This window comes from Pseudomonas sp. microsymbiont 2 (assembly GCF_054788395.1).
On the sequence record NZ_CM139112.1, the window covers coordinates 3,138,587 to 3,162,629 of the forward strand.

Annotated in this window: 4 protein-coding genes (1 of these 4 only partly in view); 2 read left to right on the plus strand and 2 right to left on the minus strand. The window is 68.8% G+C overall.

Annotated elements, in window-relative coordinates; genetic code table 11:
• Together ACYUME_RS14005 and ACYUME_RS14010 are read right to left on the minus strand one after the other, a co-directional pair.
• Positions 1-14,774 carry the 5' portion of a non-ribosomal peptide synthase/polyketide synthase gene (locus ACYUME_RS14005; RefSeq protein ID WP_460415193.1) on the minus strand. It extends 10,690 nt beyond the left edge of the window, so 14,774 of the gene's 25,464 nt are visible here — the first part of the coding sequence; its start codon is at positions 14,772-14,774; its stop codon lies beyond the left edge, outside the window.
• Between the two features lie 200 nt (positions 14,775-14,974).
• Complete coding sequence (locus tag ACYUME_RS14010; protein ID WP_460415195.1) at positions 14,975-21,295, minus strand: amino acid adenylation domain-containing protein; 6,321 nt, start codon at positions 21,293-21,295, stop codon at positions 14,975-14,977.
• A gap of 427 nt (positions 21,296-21,722) precedes the next feature.
• Here ACYUME_RS14010 and ACYUME_RS14015 point away from each other — a divergent pair, with 427 nt between their 5' ends.
• Complete coding sequence (locus ACYUME_RS14015) at positions 21,723-22,505, plus strand: helix-turn-helix transcriptional regulator (RefSeq protein ID WP_279888445.1); 783 nt, start codon at positions 21,723-21,725, stop codon at positions 22,503-22,505.
• 18 nt (positions 22,506-22,523) lie between these two features.
• On the plus strand, positions 22,524-23,975 hold the full coding sequence (locus ACYUME_RS14020; protein ID WP_279888444.1) for an efflux transporter outer membrane subunit: 1,452 nt from the start codon (positions 22,524-22,526) through the stop codon (positions 23,973-23,975).
• The last annotated feature ends 68 nt before the right edge of the window (positions 23,976-24,043 follow it).

The window sequence follows — 24,043 nt, forward strand, 5'->3', positions numbered from 1 at the left end:
GCGGCGTGCTCGTTCATCACACCCTTGGGCAAGCCGGTGGAGCCCGAGGTATAGATCACGTAGGCCAGGTGCCGCGAGGTCAAGCCCGGCACCTGTGGCGCCCAGGACGGCTGCGCCTGCCAGCTGGGGCGGTCGAGGTCGATGACGCGTCCACCCTCGGGCAGGTGGGCGGTGGCGCCATGCACCAGCACCGCCACCGGCGCGCTGTCCGCGAGCATGTGGCCAATACGTTCGGCGGGATAGTCCGGATCGACCGGCACATAGGCGCCACCGGCCTTGAGGATCGCCAGCAGGCCGACCACCATCGACAAGCCGCGCTCGACGCAGATCGCCACGCGATCATCCGGTCTGACGCCCAGTTCGATCAGGTGATGGGCCAGGCGGTTGGCCTGCTCATCGAGCTGGCGATAGCTCAGCCCCTGCCCTTCGGCCTTGACCGCCAGCGCGTCGGGCGTGCGCCGTACCTGCGCCTCGATCAGGCCATGCAAGGTCACTGTCAGGTCGTAGTCCACCGCGGTGTCGTTGAACTCGCCCAGTACCTGGCGCGCTTCATCGGCTCGCAGCACGGGTACTTGCCACAGCGCCAGTCCCGGTTGCCGCTCGAGCGCCTCCAGCACGCCCTCGATGACCTGCAGCATCTGCGCGGCGACACGTCGGGCACCCGCCTGGGGCGCCGCCCGCACGGTCAGGCGCAGGCCATCGCCGAGGTCATCGATATCCACAGCCAGGGGATAGTTGCCGTGCCCTTCGACACCGTGCTGCTCTATGCCTTGCCAGGCGGGGTCCAGCGTCGCGGTGGGCGCGACCTGCCGGTAGTTGAGGATCGCGCTGAACAGCGGCAGCGGTGCCGCCACGCCACTGCAGCGCTGGGCCAGGGCCAGCGAGGCATGCTCATGGCGCAGCAGCGCCGACAGGCGAGCGTGCGCCGCGCGCACACCTTCGGCCACGCCGGTGTCGCCCAGGTCGATGCGCAGCGGCAGGGTATTGATGAACATGCCCAGCGCCCGTTCGCTGCCCTCGCCGCCCTGCAGGCGGCCCAGCAGCACGGTGCCGAATACCACGCTGTCGCGGCCACTGAGCGCCCCCAGCAGGCGCGCCCAGGCCAGATGCAACAGGCTGGCGCTGCTCACGCCCAATTGCCGTGCCTGCTCTCGCAGCCGGGCGTACAGTCGGCCCGTGAAAGCGACATCGGCCACTTCGATGGCCTGTCCGCCCTGCACGTCGCGCAGGCCGAACGGCAAGGTCGGCTCGTCGATGTCCCCCAGCAGGTTGCGGAAGAACGCTTCGTGCTCGGCCTCGCTGACGGCGTTTCGCGCCTGCACCACATAGTTGCGATAAGGCACCGAGGCCAAGGCCGGCGCCCCTTGGCCCGCGAGATAACCCTGCAGCTCGCCCTGCACCGTCTGCATGGCGACATGATCGAGCACGATATGGTGATAGAGCAGCACCGCCTCGACCTGACCGGTGGCCGGGTCTTGGCGCCAGTGCAAGCGAATCAGGGGCGCCTGGTCCAGGGCCAGGCTCACAGGAGCTTCATCGAGGAGCGGCAAGACCTGCAGGGGCGCCTGGCGCAAGACTACCTGCACCGGCTGGGGCAAACCGTCCCAGAGCACGGCGGTGCGCAGGATGTCATGGCGGTCGATGACGCGCTGCAAGGCGTCACTGAACGCCTCCAGCCGCCCCAGGTCGCTGAAGCGCATGCGCGCGCGCAGCACGTAGGGGTCGGCCTGCGGGGTGCTCAGGTGCAGGTAGAGAATGCCCTCCTGCAGAGGCGCCAGTGGGTAGATGTCCTGCACATTGGCCGCGCCTCCCGGCACGGCGGCCACGATTCGGTCGATGGCGGGCTGATCCAGCGTCAGCAGCGTCAGCATGTCCGGGGTGATATGGCTGCAGTTGGGCGCAATCCGGTTGGCCGGCACTTCGATGCGCTGCGCCTGGCCCAGCGTCGCCGCCAGCGCCGCGACACTTGGCTGGCCGAACAGCACGCGGATATCCGCCGCCAGGCCAGCCTCGCGCAGCCGGGCGACAAGGGCCACCGCCAGCAGCGAGTGGCCACCCAGTTCGAAGAAGTTGTCATGGCGCCCTACCCGTTCCACGCCCAGCAGCTCGGCCCAGATCCCGGCCAATAGCTGCTCGGTGTCGCCTTGCGGGGCTTCGTAAACGCGCGCTGGCAGCTCCGGCGTCGGCAGCGCCTTGCGGTCGAGCTTGCCGTTGGGGGTCAGCGGCAGCGCCTCGAGGTGGATGAACAGCGCCGGCACCATGTACTCCGGCAGCCGCGCCAGCAGCGCCTGGCGCAGGACCTCGGCCAACTGCGGCTCGCCCGTGTGGTAGGCCACCAGGCGTGGCCCTGCCGGCGCGGTGTCATGCACCAGCACCACGGCTTCGCGCACGCCAGGCTGGCGTGCCAGGCAGGCCTCGATCTCGCCCGGTTCGATGCGTAGCCCGCGCAGCTTGATCTGATGGTCGCTGCGCCCGAGGAACTCGAGCACGCCATCGGCGCGCTGGCGCACCAGGTCGCCGCTGCGGTACAGGCGCTCGCCCTCGTTGAACGGGCTGGCGATGAAGCGCTCGGCCTGTTGCTCCGGCAAGCCAAGGTAACCACGCGCCACCCCGGCACCGCCGATGTGCAACTGGCCGGCCACGCCGATCGGCACCGGCTGGTCATGGCCATCGAGCACGTACAGCCGGGTGTTGTCGATGGGGCGACCAATCGGCAGCGCGCCCTGTGGCAGTGGATCCTGCGGCTGCAAGGTCCAGACGCTGCAGTCCACCGTGGTCTCGGTCGGACCGTAGACGTTGTGCAGGCGCACCTGCGGCAAGCACTCGCGCACCTGGCGGGCCAATGCCTCGGTCAGCTCGCCACCGCCGCAGACGATGTCGGTCAGGCTCGCGCAGCGGGCGCTGCCCATCTGTTCAAGGAACTGCTGCAGCAGCGCCGGCACGAACTGAACCACACTGACCCGTTGGCGCTCGATCAGCTCGACCAGGTACTGCGGATCGCGCTGCCCATCCGGGCGCGCCAGCACTAGGCGCAGCCCGCTGCACAGCGGCCAGAACAGCTCCCACACCGAGGCATCGAAGCTGACCGGGGTCTTGTGCAGCACCGCGCCCTCGGTCGCGAACAGCCCGGCGCTCCAGCGCACCAGGTTGACCACGTTGCGCTGCTCGACCATCACCCCCTTGGGCACCCCGGTGGAGCCGGAGGTGTAGATCACATAGGCCAGGTGATGGGCGCTCAGGCCCGGCACCTGCGGGTTGTCGTCCGGCAAGTCCGTCCAGTTCGGCTGGTCGAGGTCGATGATGTGCCCGGACTCGGCTACGTGGCGGGTGGCGCCATGTACCAGCACCGCCACCGGCGCGCTGTCCGCGAGCATGTGGCGGATGCGCTCGACCGGATAGTCCGGATCGACCGGCACATAGGCGCCACCGGCCTTGAGAATGGCCAGCAGGCCGACCACCAGCGACACCCCGCGCTCGACGCAGATCGCCACACGATCGTCCGGTTTGACCCCCAGTTCGATCAAACGATGGGCCAAGCGGTTGGCCTGCTCGTTGAGCTGGCGATAGCTCACTTGCACCTCATCAGCCTCGATGGCCAGCGCATCAGGGCTACGCAGCACCTGCGCCTCGAACAGGCCATGCAAGGTCTGCGTCAGGTCGTGCTCGCACGCCGTGTCATTGAAGCCGAGCACTACCTGGTGCCGCTCTTCGGCGTTCATCACCGGCAGATCCAGCAACGATTGCGCCGGCTGCTCATCCAGAGCCAGGGCCAGCGCCCGCAGCACCTGTTCGAGCTGCCCGCACAGCCGCTGTGCGCCGACCGCTGCCGGCACCATGGCGACCAGACGCAGGCGCTGGCCCATATCGTCCACGTTCACGCTCAGCGGGTAGTTGCTGCGCTCCCTGCTGTCGAAGAACTCGATGCCCTGCCATTGCCGCCGGCTCGTCTCATCCACTTCCTGGCTATGGCGATAGTTGAGCATGGCACTGAACAGTGGCGCCGGCGCTGGCACCGCGCTGCAACGCTGGGCCAGTGCCAGCGAGGCATGCTCGTGGACCAGCAGCGCGCCCAGGTTTCGCTGGGTCGCCTGCGCGGCGTCGCGCACGCTCAGCCCGGCCAGGTCCAGGCGCAACGGCAGGGTGTTGATGAACATGCCCAGGGCCTGCTCGGCACCCTCGCCGCCCTCCAGCCGCCCCAGCAGCACGGTGCCGAACACCACGCTGTCGCGACCACTGACAGCCGCCAGCAAGCGGGCGAAGGCCACATGGAACAAGCTGGCCAGACTGCCGCCCAGTTGCCGTGCCTGGCGTCGCAAGCGCTCGGCCAGCGCATCGTCCAGCCACAGCTCGGCTTGCTCGATGGCCTGGCCATCACCCTGCACATCGGCAAGGCCATAAGGCAGGGTCGGCTCGTCGATATCGCCCAGCTGTTCGCGGAAGTAAGTCTCGTGCTCAGCCTGGCTGACGCCCAGGCGCGCCTGGGCCACATAGTTGCGGTAAGGCGTCGGCGGCTGCTTCGGCAGCGGGCTGCCTTGCAGGTATCCGAGCAGTTCGGCGGCGATCAGGTCCAGAGCCGTATGATCGAGCAGAATATGGTGGAACTGCAGCAGCACGTCGATACACCCATCGTCGCGGGTGCCATGCAACAGACGTATCAATGGCGCCTGCCCAAGGTCCAGGCGCTGAGTGTCCACCTCCTCGATGGGCGCGACCTGCAACATAGCTTCGCGCCAGACGACCTGCACCGGCTGCGGCAGCCCTTCCCAGCGTATCGCGGTACGCAATACGTCATGGCGATCGATGACCTGCTGCAAGGCGTCGCGGAACGCCTGTAGACGCGTCGGGCCATCGAAGAGCATGCGCGAGGCGAGCACATAGGGGTCGTGCTCCGGCGAGCTGAGGTGGTGGTAGAGAATGCCCTCCTGCAACGGCGCCAACGGGTAGATGTCCTGCACGTTGGCCGCGCCGCCCGGCACGCTGGCGACGATACGCTCGATATGGCGCGGTTCCAGGCGTACCAGGGTGAGCATGTCCGGCGTGATCCGGGTACAGCCGGCCGGGATGCCGTTGGCCGGTATCGCGACCTGCCGCCCGGCACCTTGCGTGGCGGCCAGGGCGGCCACGCTGGGTTGGCTGAACAACAGCCGCACATCGCACTCCAGCCCCTGCTGGCGCAAGCGATCGATCAGGTTGACGGCCAGCAGCGAATGGCCACCCAGCGCGAAGAAGTTGTCGTGGCGTCCGACGCGCTCGATGCCCAGGACCTCGGCCCACACCTGGGCCATGACGGTTTCCCGCTCGCCCTGTGGCGCTTCGTAGGCCTGCCCCGCCAGGCTCGCCGGGTCAGGGTCCGGCAAGGCGCGGCGGTCGAGCTTGCCGTGGGCGGTCAATGGCAAGGCGTCCAGGCGGATGAACGCCTGGGGCAGCATGTGCGCCGGCAACAGGGTGCTCAGTGCCTGGCGCAACACATCGGCGGTCACTTCGGCATCGGCGCAGTACCAGGCCAGCAGACGTTCGGCGCGTACCAGCACCGCGACGTCGCCCACGCCCGCCACCCTCGCCAGCGCGGCTTCGATCTCGCCCAGTTCGACCCGCACGCCGCGAATCTTCACCTGATCGTCGTTGCGTGCAACGTAGTCCAGGGTGCCGTCGGCATTCCAGCGCACCAGGTCGCCACTGCGATACATGCGCGCGCCGCTGCGCCCGGCGAACGGGTCGGCAACGAAGCGTTCGTCAGTGAGCTCCGGGCGACGCAGGTAGCCCCGGGCGACCCCGGCGCCGCCAATGTACAGCTCGCCCACCGCGCCCACCGGCACCGGCTGACGCTGACCATCGAGCACATATAGCCGGGTGTTGGCGATCGGCCGACCGATGTGCGGCGCGGCCCCCGGCGACACCTCGCCAGAGGTGGCCACCACGGTGGCCTCGGTAGGGCCGTAGTTGTTGACCACGGCAAAGCCTGGCGCGCTCGGGAACGGACGCAGGCGATCACCGCCGGTCAGCAGCGTGCGCAAGGTCGGATGCCCCGCGCCCTGGCGCAGCACCTGCTCGGCCAGCGGCGTCGGCAGGAAGCTGACCTGCAACGGTGTGCTTCGCCACCAGTCGAGCAGCGCCTCGACATGCTCTGCGGCCACCTCGGTTGGTGGCAGGTGCAGCGCGGCCCCGGCGCACAATGCCGGCCAGGTCTCCCAGGCCATGGCGTCGAAGCCAAAGCCGGCGACGCTGGAGGTCTGGCTGCCGGGCACCAAGGCGAAGTTTTCGCAGTGCCAGTGGACCAGATTGGTCAGGGTACGGTGCTCGACCATGACCCCTTTGGGCTGGCCGGTGGAACCGGAGGTATAGACCACATAGGCCAGATCGCCATCGTCCACGCCCGACACCCGGGGGTCGTGATCGGCGCAGGCGTGCCAATCGTCACGGTCCAGGTCCAGACGGGCGACATCCGCGGGCAGGCTCGGGTTGTTCGACTCGGCCAGCACCAGGGTCGGCGCGCTGTCATGCAGCAGGTAGGCGATGCGCTCGAGCGGATATGCCGGATCCACCGGCACATAGGCGGCACCGGCCTTGAGCACAGCCAGCAGAGCCACCAGGCGCTGCGGGGTGCGTGGCAGGCACAGTGCCACCCGGGCGCCGCGCCGCACGCCACGGGCGATCAGGCGATGGGCCAGGCGGTTGGCGGCACGATTGAGTGCGTCGTAGCTGACCACCACCTCGCCCTGCACCACGGCTCGAGCCTGGGGAGCGCGGGCGGCTTGGGCCTCGACCAGGGCATGCACGGTGTGACCTTCGGGGTAGCGCCGGGCCGTGTCGTTGAACCCGTCCAGCAGGCGTTCGCGCTCATCGCGGGCCAGCACCGGCAACGCTTCGACCGCTGTGCCAGGGGCCTGTTCCAGGGCCCGCGCCAGCTGCGCCAGGGTATTGGCCATCCAGGCGGCAATCCGCTCGGCGCCGATACCGGCTTGTGCCAGCACACTGAGAACGAAACCTGCACCGAGGTCGTCGACGCTCAGGGTCAGCGGATAGTTGCTGCGCTCCTCGCCGCCGAGCAGACGCACGCCCTGCCAGATACCCTGGCCATCGCGCGGCTCATCGGCGGCGCTGTGGCGATAGTTGAGCAAGGCACTGAACAGCGGCAGGCCGGCAGGCACACCGCTGCAGCGCTGGGCCAGGGCCAGTGACGCATGCTCGTGACCGAGCAGCGCCGACAACCCGGCATGGGTCGCAGCCACCGCCTCGGCCACCGCCACCGTGGTGTCGACCCGCAGCGGCAGGGTATTGATGAACATTCCCAGCGCCCGGTCGGCGCCCTCGCCGCCCTGCAGGCGGCCCAGCAGCACGGTGCCGAACACCACATCGGTGCGATTGGCCAGCACGCCCAGCAGGCGCGCCCAGGCCAGGTGCATCATGCTCGCGGGGCTGACGCCCAGGCGTCGGGCCTGCTCGCGCAGGCGCTGGGCCAGGGCCGCGTCCAGCGTCAGCCGTGCCTGCTCGACGCCCAGCCCCTCGCCTTGCACATCGCGCAGGCCGAACGGCAGGGTCGGCTCCTCGACATCGCCGAGCATGGCGCGGAAGAAGCTTTCATGCTGCCGTGGGTCATTGGCCAGGCGGGCCTGCGCCAGGTAGTTGCGATAGGGTACCGGCGCCGGGAGCCCCGCGCCTTCGTCGAACAGCAGGGCCTGCATTTCGGCTCCCACCACCGCCATGGCGGTGTGGTCGAGCACCAGGTGATGGAACAGCACGATCGCCACGACCTGCTCATTGGCCGGATCGCGGGCATAGACCAGGCGCAGCAACGGGGCCTGGCCGAGGTCGATGCGATACCCGCGGGCGTCGAAGCGGGCCTGCAACTGGTCGATGACCGCCGTATCGGTCGGCTCGAGGGTGATCTCGCTGAGCGCCAGCTCGGCATGGCGCCACACCACCTGCACAGGTTCGTCCAGACCGTCCCAGAGCACCGCGGTACGCAGGATGTCGTGGCGGTCGATGACCTGTTGCAAGGCGCCGGCCCACGCCTGCAGGCGCGCGAGGCTGTCGAAGGCCAGGCGCGACTGCAGCAGGTACGGGTCGCCCTCGGCGGCGCTGCGGTGGTGATAGAGAATGCCCGTCTGCAGGGGTGCCAGCGGGTAGATTTCCTGCACGTTGGCCGCGCCGCCTGGCACCGTCGCGACGATGCGCTCGATCGCCGGCTGATCGAGGTCGATCAGGCTGAGCATGTCAGGGGTAATGTGCGTGGTACCACGGGGGACCCGGTTGCCTGGCACCTGTACCTCACGTCCGCCGCCCACCGCCGCGGCCAGCGCGGCCAGGGTCGGCTGGGCGAACAGCACGCGCACGTCGGCGGCAAGGCCGGCCTTGCGCATGCGCTCGATCAAGGTCACCGCCAGCAGCGAGTGACCGCCGAGTTCGAAGAAATGGTCGTGGCGGCCGACCTGATCGACTTTCAGCACATCGGCCCAGATGGCCGCCAGGGCGGTTTCCACCTCGCCTTCGGGCGCCGCGAACACACGGCTGACCACCGCGCCCTGGTCCGGCGCTGGCAGCGCGCGGCGATCTAGCTTGCCGTTGGCGGTCAGCGGCCATTGCGCAACCAGTACATAGGCCGCTGGCAGCATGTAGTCCGGCAACTGGCCTTGCAATCGATCGTGCAAGGCGTCGATCGCAGGTGTCTGGCCCTCGCTGCTGTAGTACGCCACCAGGCGCTTGTCGCCCGGCGTGTCCTCGCGCACCAGCACCACGGCATCGCGCACCCCGGCGCAGGCGGCCAGACGGGATTCGATTTCGCCCAGTTCGATGCGAAAACCGCGCAGCTTGACCTGACGATCGCCGCGCCCAAGGTAGCGCAGGGTGCCGTCGGCCTGCCAACTCGCCAGGTCGCCACTGCGATACATGCGCGCCCCTGGCGCGTCGCTGAACGGGTCGGCAAGGAAACGCTCGGCGTTGAGCCGTGGCTGCCCCAGATAGCCCAGGGCGACGCCATCGCCACCGATGTACAGTTCGCCCACCGCCCCCACCGGCAGCGGCTGCTGCCGGGCATCGAGCACGTAGCAGCGGCTGTTGCCAATCGGTCGACCGATCGCAATGGCGCCCTCGCCCACCTCGAGGATCTCGTGGGTGGTGCTGAAGGTGGTGGCCTCGGTCGGGCCGTAGCCATTGAGCAAATGACCCGGCGCGCCCTCGCGCAGCACGCGGGCGACCACCGCCGGATCGAGCACGTCGCCACCCACCATCAGGTAGCGCAAGGTACGGAACACCGGCAGCAGATCGCCCGCGTACTGGTGGAACAGGCCGGCAGTCAACCACAGCGCCGTCACTCCGCCGGCCAGCAATGCCTCGCCCAGGCCCTGTGGCGACAGCACCTGGTGCTGGTCGATCACCACGACCGTGCCACCATTGAGCAGCGCCGCCCAGACCTCGAGGGTGCTGGCGTCGAAGGCGGGGTTCGAGGCGAAGGCCAACCGGTCGTTGCCATCGAAGTCGGCGAAACCATTGTTGATCACCAGGCGCGCGATCGCCCGGTGCGGCACCTGGACACCCTTCGGCCCCCCGGTGGACCCGGAGGTGTACATGATGTAGGCGCCGTCATGGGCGGCCACCGGGATGTCCGGGGCATGCTCGGGATAGCTATCCAGCGTCAGGCCGTCGAGCTCGACGCGGCGAGCCGAGGCCAAGCGTGGCTGCTGCGCGTGGGTCAGCAGCAGCGCGGCGCCGCAGTCCTCGATCATCAGGCTTTGGCGCTCGGCTGGTGCATTGGCATCCAGCGGCACATAGACCGCGCCACAGCTGCTCACGGCCAGCTGGGCGGCGATCAGGTCGAACGAGCGCGGCAGCAGCAGCGCCACCCGCTCGCCCTGGCGCAGGCCAAGCGCCAGCAGATGATGGGCCAGGCGGTTGGCATGGCGTTCGAGTTCACCATAGCGCCATTGTCGCGCGCCATGGACGACCGCCAGCGCATCGGCCGTGGCGGCGGCATGGGCGCGGAACAGCACGTGCAGCGGTTGTTCGCGCGGATAGTCGCGAGTGGTGGCGTTGAAATCGCGCAGCACCTGGCGGCGCGCCTCGGGCGTCAGGCAGGAGATGGCGTGCAGCGCGGTGTCCGGCGCCACTTCCAGGGCCTGGGCGAGGTGCTCCAGGGCACAGGCCAGCAGGGCACAGACCTGCGCGCCGTCGACCTGGGGCACGGCCTGCACGGTCACGGACATTCCTTCGCCCAGGTCATCGACGTTGACCACCAGTGGATAGTTGCTGCGCTCGTGCGCGTCCAGCAGCTCGATGCCGGCCCAACCCAGATCCTTGCCCATGCTCTGGGGCGTGCTATGACGTACGTTCAACAGGCTGCTGAACAAGGCTTGCGAAGCAGGTACGCCACTGCAGCGCAGGGCCTGGGCCAGCGACGCCTGCTCATGGCCCAGCAGCCGCGCCAGGCGCTGATGGGTAAGGCGCACGCCATCGGCCACGCCCACCCCATCGACGCTCACCCGCAGCGGCAGGGTGTTGATGAACATGCCCAGCGCCCGGTCGGCCCCCGCCCCGCCCTGCAGGCGCCCGAGCAGCACGGTGCCGAACACCACGTCCTCGCGCCCGCTGAGCTGGGCCAGCACCTGGCCCCAGGCCTGATGCACCAGGCTGGCGAGGCTCACCCCCAAGTGCCGGGCCTGCGCACGCAAGCGCCGGGTCAATCCATCGTCCAGCGCCTGACGGGTGTCGAACACCTCGACACCATTGCCCTGCACATCGCGCAGGCCGAACACCTCGGTCGGCTCATCGATATCGCCCAGCAATTCACGGAACATCGCCTCGTCGGCCTGCGGGTCGGCCTGCAAGCGGGCACGGGCCACATAGTTGCGATAGGGCACGCTGTCGATTTCGAGCGCGTGCCCTTGCAACATGGCGCTCAACTGCGACACCAGCAGCTCTGTGGCAGTGTGGTCGAGCAGTATGTGGTGCATCAGCAGGCTCGCCTCCAGGCGCTCGCCCGCGGCGTGACGCACCAGCTTCATCAGCGGGGCGCAGGTGAGATCCAGGCGCTGCAGGTCGGCCTGCTCGACCAGCGGCAGGCGTGCCTGGTGTTGGACCACCTGAACCGGCTCGTCGAGCCCGGCCCAGTGGATGCTGGTGCGCAGGATATCGTGCGCGGCGATCAGTGCGTCCAGGGCGGCGACGAAGTTGTTCAGCTCGGCCTCGCCGGCGAAGGCGAAACGCGCGCGGCCAACGTAGGGGTCGGCCCCGGCGCTGGCCAGGTGGTGATAGAGGATGCCCTGCTGCAGCGGTGCCAGCCCGTAGATGTCCTGGACATTGGCGCTACCGCCCGGGATGCGCGCCACCAGGTCGTCGATGGATGCCTGATCGAGTTCGGCCAAGGGCAGCATCTGCGGCGTGATCCGCGTGCAACCTCGCGGGATCAGGTTGGCCGGCACCTGCGCCGACGCCTCGCTGGTCACCGTCGCGGCCAACGCGACAAGGGTCGGCTGGCCGAAAAGTACCCGCACATCGGCTTGCAGTCCCTGCTGACGCATGCGCTCGACCAGTCGCACCGCCAGCAACGAGTGGCCGCCCAGTTCGAAGAAGTTGTCATGGCGCCCTACCCGCTCCACGCCCAGCAGTTCGGCCCAGATCCCGGCCAGCAGCTGTTCGGTGTCACCTTGCGGCGCTTCGTAAACGCGCGCCGGCAGCTCCGGCGTCGGCAGCGCCTTGCGGTCGAGCTTGCCGTTGGGCGTCAGCGGCAGCGCCTCGAGGTGGAGGAACAGCGCCGGCACCATGTACTCCGGCAGCCGCGCCAGCAGCGCTTGGCGCAGGACCTCGGCCAACTGCGGCTCGCCCGTGTGGTAGGCCACCAGGCGAGGCCCCGCGGGCGCGGCGTCATGCACCAGCACCACGGCTTCGCGCACGCCAGGCAGGCGTGCCAGGCAGGCTTCGATCTCGCCCGGCTCGATGCGCAGACCGCGCAGCTTGATCTGGTGGTCGCTGCGTCCGAGGAACTCGAGCACGCCATCGGCGCGCTGGCGCACCAGGTCGCCGCTGCGGTACAGGCGCTCGCCCTCGTTGAACGGGCTGGCGATGAAGCGCTCGGCCTGTTGCTCCGCCAGTCCCAGGTAACCACGCGCCACCCCGGCACCGCCGATGTGCAGCTGGCCGGCCACGCCGATCGGCACGGGCTGGTCATGGCCATCGAGCACGTACAGCCGGGTGTTGTCGATGGGGCGGCCAATCGGCAGCGCGCCCTGGGGCAGTGGATCCTCCGGCTGCAAGGTCCAGACGCTGCAATCCACCGTGGTTTCGGTCGGACCGTAGACGTTGTGCAGGCGCACCTGCGGCAAGCACTCGCGCACCTGGCGGGCCAATGCCTCGGTCAGCTCGCCACCGCCGCAGACGATGTCGGTCAGGCTCGCGCAGCGGGCGCTGTCCACCTGCTCGAGGAACTGTTGCAGTAGTGCCGGCACGAACTGAACCACACTGACCCGTTGGCGCTCGATCAGCTCGACCAGGTACTGCGGATCACGCTGCCCATCCGGGCGCGCCAGCACCAGGCGCAGCCCGCTGCACAGCGGCCAGAACAGCTCCCACACCGAGGCGTCGAAGCTGACCGGGGTCTTGTGCAGCACCGCGCCCTCGGCCGGGAACAGCCCGGCGCTCCAACGCACCAGGTTGACCACGTTGCGCTGCTCGACCATCACCCCCTTGGGCACCCCGGTGGAACCGGAGGTGTAGATCACATAAGCCAGGTGATGGGCGCTCAGGCCCGCTACCTGTGGGTTGTCGCCTGGCAAGGCCGTCCAGCTCGGCTGGTCGAGGTCGATGATGCGCCCGGACTCGGCTACGTGGCGGGTGGCGTCATGCACCAGCACCGCCACCGGCGCGCTGTCCGCGAGCATGTGGCGGATGCGCTCGACCGGATAGTCCGGATCGACCGGCACATAGGCGCCACCGGCCTTGAGAATGGCCAGCAGTCCGACCACCAGCGACACCCCGCGCTCGACGCAGATCGCCACGCGATCGTCCGGTTTGACCCCCAGTTCGATCAGGTGATGGGCCAGGCGGTTGGCCTGTTCATTGAGCAGGCTATAGCTGAGCTCACCCTGTTCGGCGCTGACGGCCAGCGCCTCGGGGCTACGCAGCACCTGCGCCTCGAACAGGCCATGCAAGGTCTGCGTCAGGTCGTGGGGCACCTCGCTGCGGTTGAAGTCCTCCAGCACCTGACGACGCTCGTCGGCTGCCAGGACCGGCAGAGCGAGCAGCGGCAGCTGCGGCGACCGCTCCAGCGCATCGACCAGTTCGCCGATGATCCGCCGCAGCTGCCCGCACAGGCGCTGCGCGCCCCAGACTGCCAGGGCCTGCACGGTCAGGCGCAGGTCTTCGCCCAGGTCGTCGACCGCCAGGCTCAGCGGATAGTTGGTACGCTCCTCGGCCCCGACCACTTCGATGCCCGGTGCCATCTCGATCACCGCCTCGGCATCGCCCGCGGCGCTGTGACGGTAGTTGAGCATGCTGTTGAACAATGGTGTCGGCGCGGTCACGCCACTGCAGCGCTGGGCCAGGGCCAGCGGTGCCTGCTCGTGGTCGAGCAGCGCGGTGAGGCGTTGATGGGTGGCCAGCAGGCCATCGCGCACCCCCTGCCCGCCCAGGTCGACGCGCAGCGGCAAGGTGTTGATGAACATGCCCAAGGCCTGCTCGGCATCGGCCCCGGCGCTCATGCGCCCGAGCAACACGCTGCCGAACACCACGCTGTCACGCCCGGACAGTGCGCCCAGCAAGCGGGCCATCGCCAGGTGCATGACGCTCGCCGGGTTCACACCGAGCTGACGCGCGCAGCTGCGCAGGCGTTGGCTGAGTGACAACGGCAAGGTCAGGCGCGCTTCTTCGACTGGCTGCCCGGCCAGGGCCTCGACAGCGAACGCCAGCGTCGGCTCGTCGATGTCGGCGAGCATGTCGTTGAAGAACGCTTCGTGCGCCTGTTCATCCACGGCCAACCTGGCCCTGGCCAGCAGGTCGCGAAACGGCACCGCCGCCGGCAGGCTGTCGCTCGCCCCCGTCAGGCAGGCATGGATCTCGCGGCGCACGATATCCAGCCCCGTGTGATCCAGAACGGTGTGATGGAACAGCAGCAACGCCACCACCTGGCCGTCGCTGCCTTGGCCGTGGGCCAGGCGCAAGAGCGGCGCGCGCTGCAGGTCCATGCGGTAATGGCCACTGTCGAAACGCGCCCGCAGCAGACCCAACGGTTCTTCGCCCGGCGGCACCGCGACCGCCTCGCGCGTCAGTGGCGCATTGCGCCAGACCACCTGCAACGGCGCATCCAGTGCCTCCCAGGCCAGCGCCGTGCGCAGGATGTCGTGGCGCTGGATCACCTGGTCCAGGGCCTGGGCAAAGGCGTCCAGGTGCGCGCTGCTGGCGAAGCGCAGCTGGACCTGCAGCACGTAGGGATCACCCGCGTCCGTTGCCAGATGGTGATAGAGCATGCCTTCCTGCAGCGGCGCCAGGGGATAGATGTCCTGCACGTTGGCCGCGCCACCCGGCACCGTGGCGACGATGCGCTCGATCGCGGCCTGATCCAGTTGCACCAACGGCAACATGTCCGGGGTGATGCGCAGCGCCGGGCTCACCCAGTCGTCGCCCTGCCCGGCCAGCAGCGCCAGCAGCGCCGCTTTATGGTCGGCCAGGGCCTGCCACAGGGCGTCGTCCAGCGCATCGTCGGCGCCGAGCACGATCAGGTCGTCGGCCTCGCGCTGCAGTCGGATCGCACGGGTGGAGAGCACAGCCATCAATTCGCTCAGGGGCATGGGTAAGCATCCTGCTTTGCCAGTAGGGGAATGGTCGTGAAACTAATGGATCAGCCGTGGTGGGGCTGACAGGGGAAGTGGGGACATTCCCGGCGCGCCGTCTGCGCCGGCCTCTTCGCGGGCAAACCCGCGCCCACGACGACCGTGCTCGGCGCACGCCGTGCGGTCCAGTCCTGTGGGAGCGGGTTCACCTGTGGGCATCAGAGCCGGCGGCGCGCCTGCAACCCGGGTATGGTGGTGCGCGGCACCTCGACCTGGGCCTGCTGCAAGCGTGTGCTGGCCGCCAGGGCGGCCAGGGTCGGCTGGCTGAACAGACTCCGCGCGTCGGCATGCAGGCCGGCCTGGCGCATGCGCGCTACCAGGCTCACGGCCAGCAGCGAATGCCCGCCCAGTTCGAAGAAGTTGTCGTCGCGGCCGATCTGCTCGATGCGCAGCACCTCGCCCCAGATCTGCGCCAGGGCGGTCTCCAGCTCGCCCTCGGGGGCAACGTACTGCCGGCTGATGATCGATTCTGGGCCAGGCTCGGGCAGCGCCTGGCGATCGACCTTGCCACTGGGACTCAACGGCCACTGCGCCAGGGCGACGAAGGCCGACGGCACCAGGTAGTCCGGCAGGCGGGCCAGCATATGGCTGCGCAGCACCTGCGGCCCAGGCGTGGCCTGGCCGGCGCGACAGGTGAAGTAGGCCACCAGACGCTCGTCGCGCATCAGCACCACCGCCTGCTCGATGCCTGGATGGTTCGCCAGCTGTGCCTCGATCTCGCCGGGCTCGACCCGCAACCCGCGCAGTTTGAGCTGGAAGTCGTTGCGACCCAGGAACTCCAGTTCGCCGTCCTCGCGGTAGCGCGCCAGGTCGCCGCTGCGGTACAGCCGATCGCCGGCCACGAACGGGCTGGCGATGAAGCGCTCGGCCTGCAAGGCCGGCAGGCCGAGGTAGCCGCGCGCCACGCCGACACCGCCGATATGCAACTGCCCCACCGCGCCGAACGGCACCGGGCGATCATGGGCATCGAGCAGGTACAGCCGCGTATTGCAGATCGCCCGACCGATCGGCGGAGCGCTGGCCGGTAGCGGTTGATCGGGCTCCAGGGTCCAGGCAGTACTGTCGACGGTGGCTTCGGTGGGACCGTAGACGTTGTGCAGACGCACCCGCGGCAGGCGCTGGCGCACTGCGTTGGCCAGGGCCAGGGTCAGTTCGCCGCCGCCACAGAAAATATCGGTAAGGCTGGTGCAGCGCTCCACCCCCTCGACCTCAAGGAACTGATGCAGCAGGGCTGGTACGAACTTGACGGTGGTCACCGCACGTTGCCGGATAAGCTCGGCGAGGTAGAGCGGGTCGCGGTGGCCATCCGGCCGCGCCAGCACCAGACGCAGCCCTGCCGCCAGTGGCCAGAACAACTCCCACACCGAGCCGTCGAAGCTGAACGGCGCGCGCTGCAGCAACGCATCGCCCGGCCTTGGCGGGCACAGGCCCGATCCCCAGTGCATCAGGTTGCACAAGCCTCGATGCTCCACCATCACCCCCTTGGGCGTGCCGGTGGAGCCTGAGGTGTAGAGCACATAGGCCAGGTGCCGGGCGTTCAGCCCAGGGACCTGCGGCGCCTGTTCCGAGAAGCGCCGCCAGTCTTCACGATCCAGATTGACCTGGGCAACGTCGCTCCCGGCCAGCAGGCCTGCGGTAGCGTCATGTACCAGCGCTGCCAGCGGCGCGCTGTCGGCGAGCATGTAGCGCAGGCGTTCGTCCGGGTATCCGGGATCCAGCGGCACATAGGCGCCACCCGCCTTGAGAATGCCGAGCAAGCCCACCAGCAGTGCCAGGCTGCGTTCGATGCAGATCGCCACCCGAGTATCGGGGCGCACGCCCAGTTCGATCAGGTGGTGGGCCAGGCGATTGGCCCGAGCGTCGAGCTGGCGGTAGCTGAGGCTGTCTTCGCCGGCCTGCAGCGCAATGGCATCGGGGGTACGTTGCACCTGTCGGGCGAACAACGCGGGCCAGGTCTGTCCCAGAGGGCTGCGCGGGTCCTCGGTGGTGTTGAGTTCGACCAGCAGTGCGTGCAGTTCGCTGGCAGGCACGCTGCACAGTTGCGTCAGCGGCGTGTCCAGATCTGATTCGAGCAGGCCCTCCAGGGTGGTGGACAGGTAGCCCAGCAATCGCTCGACGCCCAGGCTGCGCGGTGCCCGCAGGCTCAGCTGGAGAACCTGGCCAAGATCGTCGACCGCGAGCATCAGCGGCTGGCTGACCACCTCGCTGGCGTCCAGCAGCTCCACCCCGGGCAACCGCGCCATCCGCTGTCGCGTGCCATGGCGGAAGTTCAGCAGACTGTCGAACAACGGAGCGCCCGCAGGCAACGCGCTGCAGCGCTGGGCCAGCACCTGGGGCGCATCCTCGTGCGCCAGCAGCGCGGCCAGGCGTTCGTGGGTGTCCGCCAGGGCCTGGCCGAGCGTGCGCCCCACCAGACTGACGCGCAGGGGCAAGGTGTTGATGAACATGCCCAGCGCCCGCTCGGCGCCCTCGCCCGCCGCCAGCCGCCCCAGCAGCACCGTGCCGAACACCACCTCGTCGCTGCCCGAGAGGCTGCCAAGTACTTGGGCCCAGGCCAGGTGGAACAGGCTGGCGAGGCTGACATCGGCGCTGCGTGCCAGTCGCCGCAGCCCTTGGGTCAAACGCGGCGGCAACGGCTGCTCCAAGGTCTGCAGCGTTTCGGGCGCAACGGGCAGCCCGGCCACGCCGAGCACCCGGGTAGGCGCCTCGAGGTCGCCGAGCATCTGCCGGAAGAACGCTTCGTGCCGCTGCTCACGGCCAGGCGCGGCATGCGCCGCGGCGAAATTGCGATAAGGCACCGGCTCCGGCAGATCGCCCCCCTGCCCGCCAAGCACGGCGCGCAACTCGCTCATCAGCAGTTCGAGGGACAGCGCATCGTTGACCAGGTGATGAAAGCGCAGCAGGCCCAGCCAGCGCCCCTGTTCCGGCGCCTCGGCGACGCTCAGGGCCATCATCGGCGCGCGACGCAGGTCCAGCGCCTGGCCCCGCGCCTTGAGCCGGGCCTCGGCATCTTCGCCGGCGGGGAGCACCTCGACCGGCAACTCGGCGTGGCGCCAGACCACTTGCTGCGGTTGCGCCTGCGCCTCCCAGGCCAGGCTGGTGCGCAGGATATCGTGGCGCTCGATCACCTGCTGCAGGGCCTGGGCGAAAGCCTGCCAGGCCTCGCGGTTGGCGAAGGCGAACAGCGCCTGTTGCTGGTAGGGATCGCGGGCGTCGCTGATGTGGTGGTACAGCAGACCTTGCTGCAGGGGCGCCAGCGGGTAGATCTCCTGCACGTTGGCGGCGCCGCCGGGCACGCCAGCGACGATGCGCTCGATGGCCGACTGCTCGAGTGTCGTCAGCGCCAGCATGTCGGGGGTGATGCGCTGGCAACCGGCAGGTACTCGGTTATCTGGCAGCGTCGGAGCGCCATTGGCGCTGGCCGACGCCGCGAGGCTGGCCAGGGTCGGCTGGCCGAACAGGACCTGCACATCGGCATGCAGGCCTTCGCGGCGCATGCGCTCGATCAGTTGCACGGCCAACAGCGAGTGCCCGCCCAGCTCGAAGAAGTGATCGTGCCGACCGACCCGCGCGACGCCGAGCAACTCGGCCCACAGCGCCGCCAGGCGCTGCTCGGTCACACCGATGGGCGCGCTGTAGGCGCGGCGGACGCTGGCCTGCTCGGTGGGCGCCGGCAGGGCCTGGCGGTCGAGCTTGCCGTTGGCGGTCAGCGGCCAGCGCGACAGCGCCACGTAGGCGCTTGGCAGCAACGCCGCCGGCAGGCGCCCGGCCAGGTGCTCGTGCAACTCGCGTGGTTCCACCTCTGCCACGCCGATGAACCAGGCGGTCAATTGGCCATCCTGCAACAGCACCACGCACTCCTGCACGGCGCCATGACGGGCCAGGGCGGTCTCGATCTCGGCCAGCTCCACCCGCACGCCACGGATCTTCACCTGCTCGTCATTACGCCCCAGGTACTCCAAGGTGCCGTCGGCCTGCCAGCGCACCAGGTCGCCACTGCGGTACATGCGCGCGCCGGGGGCGTCGTCGAACGGGTCGTCGAGAAAACGCTCGGCGCTCATTTGCGGGCGGCCGAGATAACCCCGGGCAACGCCCCTGCCACCGATGTACAGCTCACCGGCGACCCCGGGCGGCGACAAGCGCTGGTGCTCATCGAGCACATACAGGCAAGCATTGTCGACCGGTCCGCCGATGTGCAGCGCTTGCCCGGCATGCACGGCACCGAAGCTGGCCACCACGGTGGCTTCGGTGGGGCCGTAGTTGTTGACCACGGCGTGGCGCGGATTGCGGGCCAGGCCGCGCAGGCGATCGCCGCCGATCAGCAAGGTGCGCAAGGTCGGGTGGTCCGGGCCATTGACGAAGGCGTGCTCGGCCACCGGGGTGGGCAGGAAGCTGATATCCAGCGGCTGGGCGCGCCACCAGCGCAGCAAGGCATCGATATCCTCGGGCCCCTCGCGCACCGGCGCCAGGTGCAGGGTGGCGCCGCTGCACAGCGCCGGCCAGACCTCCCAGGCCATGGCATCGAAGCCAAAGCCCGCCAGGCAGGACACCTGGTCACCCGCGCGCAGGTCGAACGCGCGGCGGTGCCAGTCGACCAGGTTGCCGAGCATGCCGTGCTCCACCATGACGCCCTTGGGTTGGCCGGTGGAGCCCGAGGTGTAGATCACATAGGCCAGGTTGGCGCTGCCGAGGCCCCGCACTTTGGGACAGACCGCGCGCGCCTGGATGCCTTGATCGAGCGTCAATCGCGGCGGCCCGTCGGCCGGTAGCCGGGACATCAGCGCGGACCGCGTCAACAGCACCTTCGGCGCGCTGTCCTGCAGCAGGTAGGCCAGGCGCGCCTCGGGATGGGCCGGGTCCAGCGGTACGTAGCCCGCGCCGGCCTTGAGAATCGCCAGCAGCCCGACCAGGGTTTCCAGGCCGCGTTCGGCACAGATCGCGACGCGGTCCTCGGGCAGCACGCCCAGGTCGATCAGGCGCTCGGCCAAGTGGTTGGCGCGCGCGTTCAGCTCCCCGTAGCTCAGGCTACGGCCTTCATGCCAGGCGGCGATGGCGTCGGGCGCGCTCGCTGCCTGCTGCGCGATGCGCCAATGAATGCAACGTTCGTCGGCCGCCGTGCGACGACCGTGAGCGAAGTCCCGCAGCTGTGCGTGTTCGGCGGCGGTCGGCAGGTCGAACTGCGCGACGCGCAGATCGGGCGATGCCAACCCCTGGTCCAGCACATGCAGCAGCCGCGCCGCCAGCGCCTTGATCTCGCCGGCGTCGAACCAGCCGAGATTGAACACCAGATGCAGCCAGGCCTCGCCAGTCTGGCGGTTGCTGCGCAGGTGCAGGGCCAAGGGGGTCGGCTCGTGGCTGTTGCACACCTTGACGCTGCGGCCCGGTACGTCGCCATAACGCAGCGCGCTGGCATCTTCTTCATAGGACAGGCTCAGTTCGAACAGCTGGCCGCGCGCTTCGCGCAGCAAGCCCAAGCCACGGTTGAGCTCGCTCAAGGCCAGGCGCTGGTGGCGAAAATCCTGTTTCAGGGCATCGCGGATCGCGCGTACCAATTCGGCGAACGGCAGCGCGTCGGCAAAGTCCATGCGCAAGGCGCTGACCTGGGCGAACAACCCCAGGGTCGCCTTGAACTGTGCGTTGGCGCGATTGCGCACCGGTATCCCGACCACCCATTCGTCCCGCTGCCAGGTACGCACGCAGCACACATGCAGGGCCGCCAGCAGCACATGGAAGGCTGACGCTTGCAGCTCGCCGGCCAGCTGTCGCATGCGCGCCAGCAACCTGGGTTCGAACGGCAGGTCCAGTGCCTGGCTCGGTGCCCGCGCATCGGTATCGGCACGCGCCTTCGCCAGCACCAGGGGCGCCGGCACGGTCTGGTACCTGGCCAACCAATAGGCGCGATCGCGGGCCTGGCGAGGTGAAGCCTGGTAGGCGCTGTCGTCGCCGATGAACGCCCGGTAGGACGGTGCCGACGCGGGCAGAGGCAATCCGCTGGCGAGCAGCCCGTAGTAGCGACCCAAGGTGTCGAACAGCTGGTCGAAGCCCCAGCCATCGATGATCAGGTGGTGCGCCTGGCCGGCGAGCCAGTGGCACCCGGGCCGCAGACGAACCAGGAAAAAGCGTGCCAGCGGCCCACCCTGCAACACAAAGCACTGCTGCATGCGCTCTCGCATCAACCTTGTCGCGCTCGCTTCGGGCTCGATCCGATCACTCAGGTCAATGACCGGCAGGGCCAGGGTCAAGCCGGCGTCGAAGCGCTGCAACGGCAAGCCGTCGTCACCGATCTGCAGCACTGTGCGCAAACTGTCGTGCAACGCCACCAGATGGTTCAACGCCTGCTCCAGCACGCCGACGTCGATGGCGCCGTCAAGCTCGATATAGCCGCCGATGTTGTACAGCGGCGACTGGCCATGGCTGATCTGGTCCAGCCAGATGTCTCGCTGGGCGGAAGTCAGGGGGAAAGTGTCGGTGACAGCCATGGGCGTGGACATCCTTGCGATTGATCGTCCGCGGATTCAAGCACTGCCCCTTGCCGACTGTATGGCCCCCGAAACCCGGACACGCCCGGGCACCGCGGATCAGCGGTCCAGGTCGCTGATTCTTGTGTAGGAGATTAGCCATGGCGCAAGCCGCCCAGCGACTTACGTCGGGCGCCTGGCACGGAAAAAATCCGACATCTCACGGCTTGATGGCGCCAATTTGTCGACTTCCTGCTGGTTGCAGGCTTTCCTGCCGCGCGCCAGGCCCCTGGCGCGCCCCGCCAGCCGTGGCATTTTCTGTCCCGGAATTCCATTACAGACGCCGCCCTTCCCCGGCGGCTTGAATACCGCCATCCCCGACCTCGAAGGAGAGGACTCGACCACGAGACCATCCACCGCAAGCCGCGAATCAAGGAAGAAGACCTCTATGAAGCTGACCGACAGCCTGGCGCAACACCACGCCCCGCACCTGTACCTGCAACTGGGCGAACTGATAGCCAGCAGTGGCGACGATGATTTTGCCGGACAGATGTTCAAACTGGTCGATGCCCTGGTGCCGATCCATCAGCTGACCCTCAGCGAGTGGACGCTCGACAGCCGCCAGGCCCGTGTCGAGCGCATCGTGCCACTGGGCTTTGCCGGGACCGGCGAGCCATCCGCACCACGTGACGATCCGCCCGACACATTGCTGCAGAGCATCCTGCAGATGGACGATCCGGTGCTGGTCCAGACACGTCGGCCACTGGGCCGGCGCTATCAGGCGCAGAGCGCCTACCAGTGCAGCCTGGTGTCATGCAGCGGCGAGCGCCGCTGGCTGATCGGCTGCCATCGCCTGCTCCAGCAGCGCGCCTTCACCCTGGCCGAGCTGTCCCTGCTCAAGAGCCTGTCCGACACCCTGCTGCCGCTGGTCGAGCACCACGCCCTGCGGCAGCCGGTCCGACAGCGCGCGTTCTGCGCACAGCTCATGCCGGTGCTGTCGCCGGGGTCGCTGCGCGCGGCCTTCGGTGAGCGCCTGGCCCAGGGCGCCATCAGCCTGTCGGCGCGCGAACAGGAGGTGTGCCTGGGCTTGCTGACCGGCGGCACCGTGCCGCAGATGGCGCAACGGCTCAACGTCAAGAACAGCTCGGTGGAGACCTACCTCAAGCGCGCCACGGCCAAGCTCGGCGTAAGTGGCCGCCATGGGTTGGCGCGCTGGATGGCCGGTGCCTGAATTTTCAAGGAAGAGCCCATGCGTGGATTGCCCCTTGCCCTGCTGGCCGCGGCCATCGCTGGCTGCAGCCTGATCCCCGACTACCAGCGCCCGCACGCCCCTGTCGCCGGCCAGTACCCCAGTGGCCCGGCCTATTCCGACGCCAGCTCCGGCACAATCGCGGGGCAATCGCAGGCGGTGTTCCAGGACCCGGCGCTGCGCCAGCTGATCGACATGGCGCTGGCCAACAACCGCGACCTGCGCGTGGCCTTGCTGAATGTCGAGGCCAGTCGCGCCCAGTACCGTATCCAACGCGCCGAGCTGCTGCCCGCCGTCACCGCCAACGCCAATGGCCAGCGCCAGTACCTGCCGCGCAGCATGACGGGCGGTCGCGACGGCATGATCAGGTCCAGCTACGCGGCGAACCTTGGCATCAGTGCCTACGAGCTGGACCTGTTCGGCCGGGTACGCAGCGCCAGCGCGCAGGCCCTGGAAAGCTACCTGGCCAGTGAGGAGGCGCGCCGTGGCGCGCAGCTCAGCCTGGTGGCCAGCGTCGCCAGCGTGTACCTGACCTGGCGGGCCGACCAGGAGCTGCTGGAGCTGTCCCGGCGTACCCTGGCCGCCGACGAGCAGAGCCTGCGCCTGACCACCCGCCAACGCCGCACCGGTACCTTGTCGGCGCTCGACCAGATCCAGGCCCAGACCCGGGTCGACAGCACCCGCGCCGCCGTGGCGCGCTATCGCCGGCTGGCGGCCCAGGACCTGAACCAGTTGACGCTGCTGGTCGGCGGCCCGGTGGCCGACACCCTGCCCGCCCTGCCGCTGGCCAGCGAGCTGATCGCCCAGATGCCGGCTGGATTGCCGTCGCAACTGCTGCAGCGCCGCCCGGACATCCGCGAGGCCGAACATCGACTGCTGGCCGCCAACGCCAACATAGGCGCGGCCCGCGCCGCGTTCTTCCCCAGCATCAGCCTGACCGCCAATGCCGGCAGCTCCAGCCTGGAGCTGTCGAACCTGTTCAAGGGTGGCTCGGGAAGCTGGCTGTTCCAGCCGCAGATCAGCCTGCCACTGTTCAATGCCGGCAATCTCAGGGCCAGCCTGGACTATGCCCGCCTGCAGAAGGACATTCAGGTGGCCCAATACGAAAAGGCCATCCAGACAGCCTTCCAGGAGGTGTCCGACGGCCTCGCGGCGCGCGCCACCTACCAGCGTCAACTGCAGGCCCAGCGTGACCTGGTGGCGGCCAGCCAGCGCTACTACGACCTGGCGCAGAATCGCTACCGCACAGGCGTCGACAGCAGCCTGACCTTCCTCGATGCCCAGCGCGAGCTGTTCAGTGCCCAGCAAGGCCTGATCGGCGACCGCCTGGCGCAACTGGTTGCCGAGGTGAACCTCTATACCGCGTTGGGCGGCGGCTGGTCATCAGCCGCCGAAGCATCCCGCCAATCCGTCAGCAGCCTGTTGCCGACAGCTGTCTCGGCGGTAAAGTGAGCGGACCGTCCGGGCTGCGCCAGCCACGCAAAAATGCAGCATCGCCCTGCAGATTTGCCAATTGTGCA

Bases quoted from the DNA above. Each gene is read 5' to 3' on its own strand.
- ACYUME_RS14010 (WP_460415195.1), bottom strand. From the start codon at position 21,295: ATGGCTGTCACCGACACTTTCCCCCTGACTTCCGCCCAGCGAGACATC.
- ACYUME_RS14020 (WP_279888444.1), top strand. From the start codon at position 22,524: ATGCGTGGATTGCCCCTTGCCCTGCTGGCCGCGGCCATCGCTGGCTGC.
- ACYUME_RS14015 (WP_279888445.1), top strand. From the start codon at position 21,723: ATGAAGCTGACCGACAGCCTGGCGCAACACCACGCCCCGCACCTGTAC.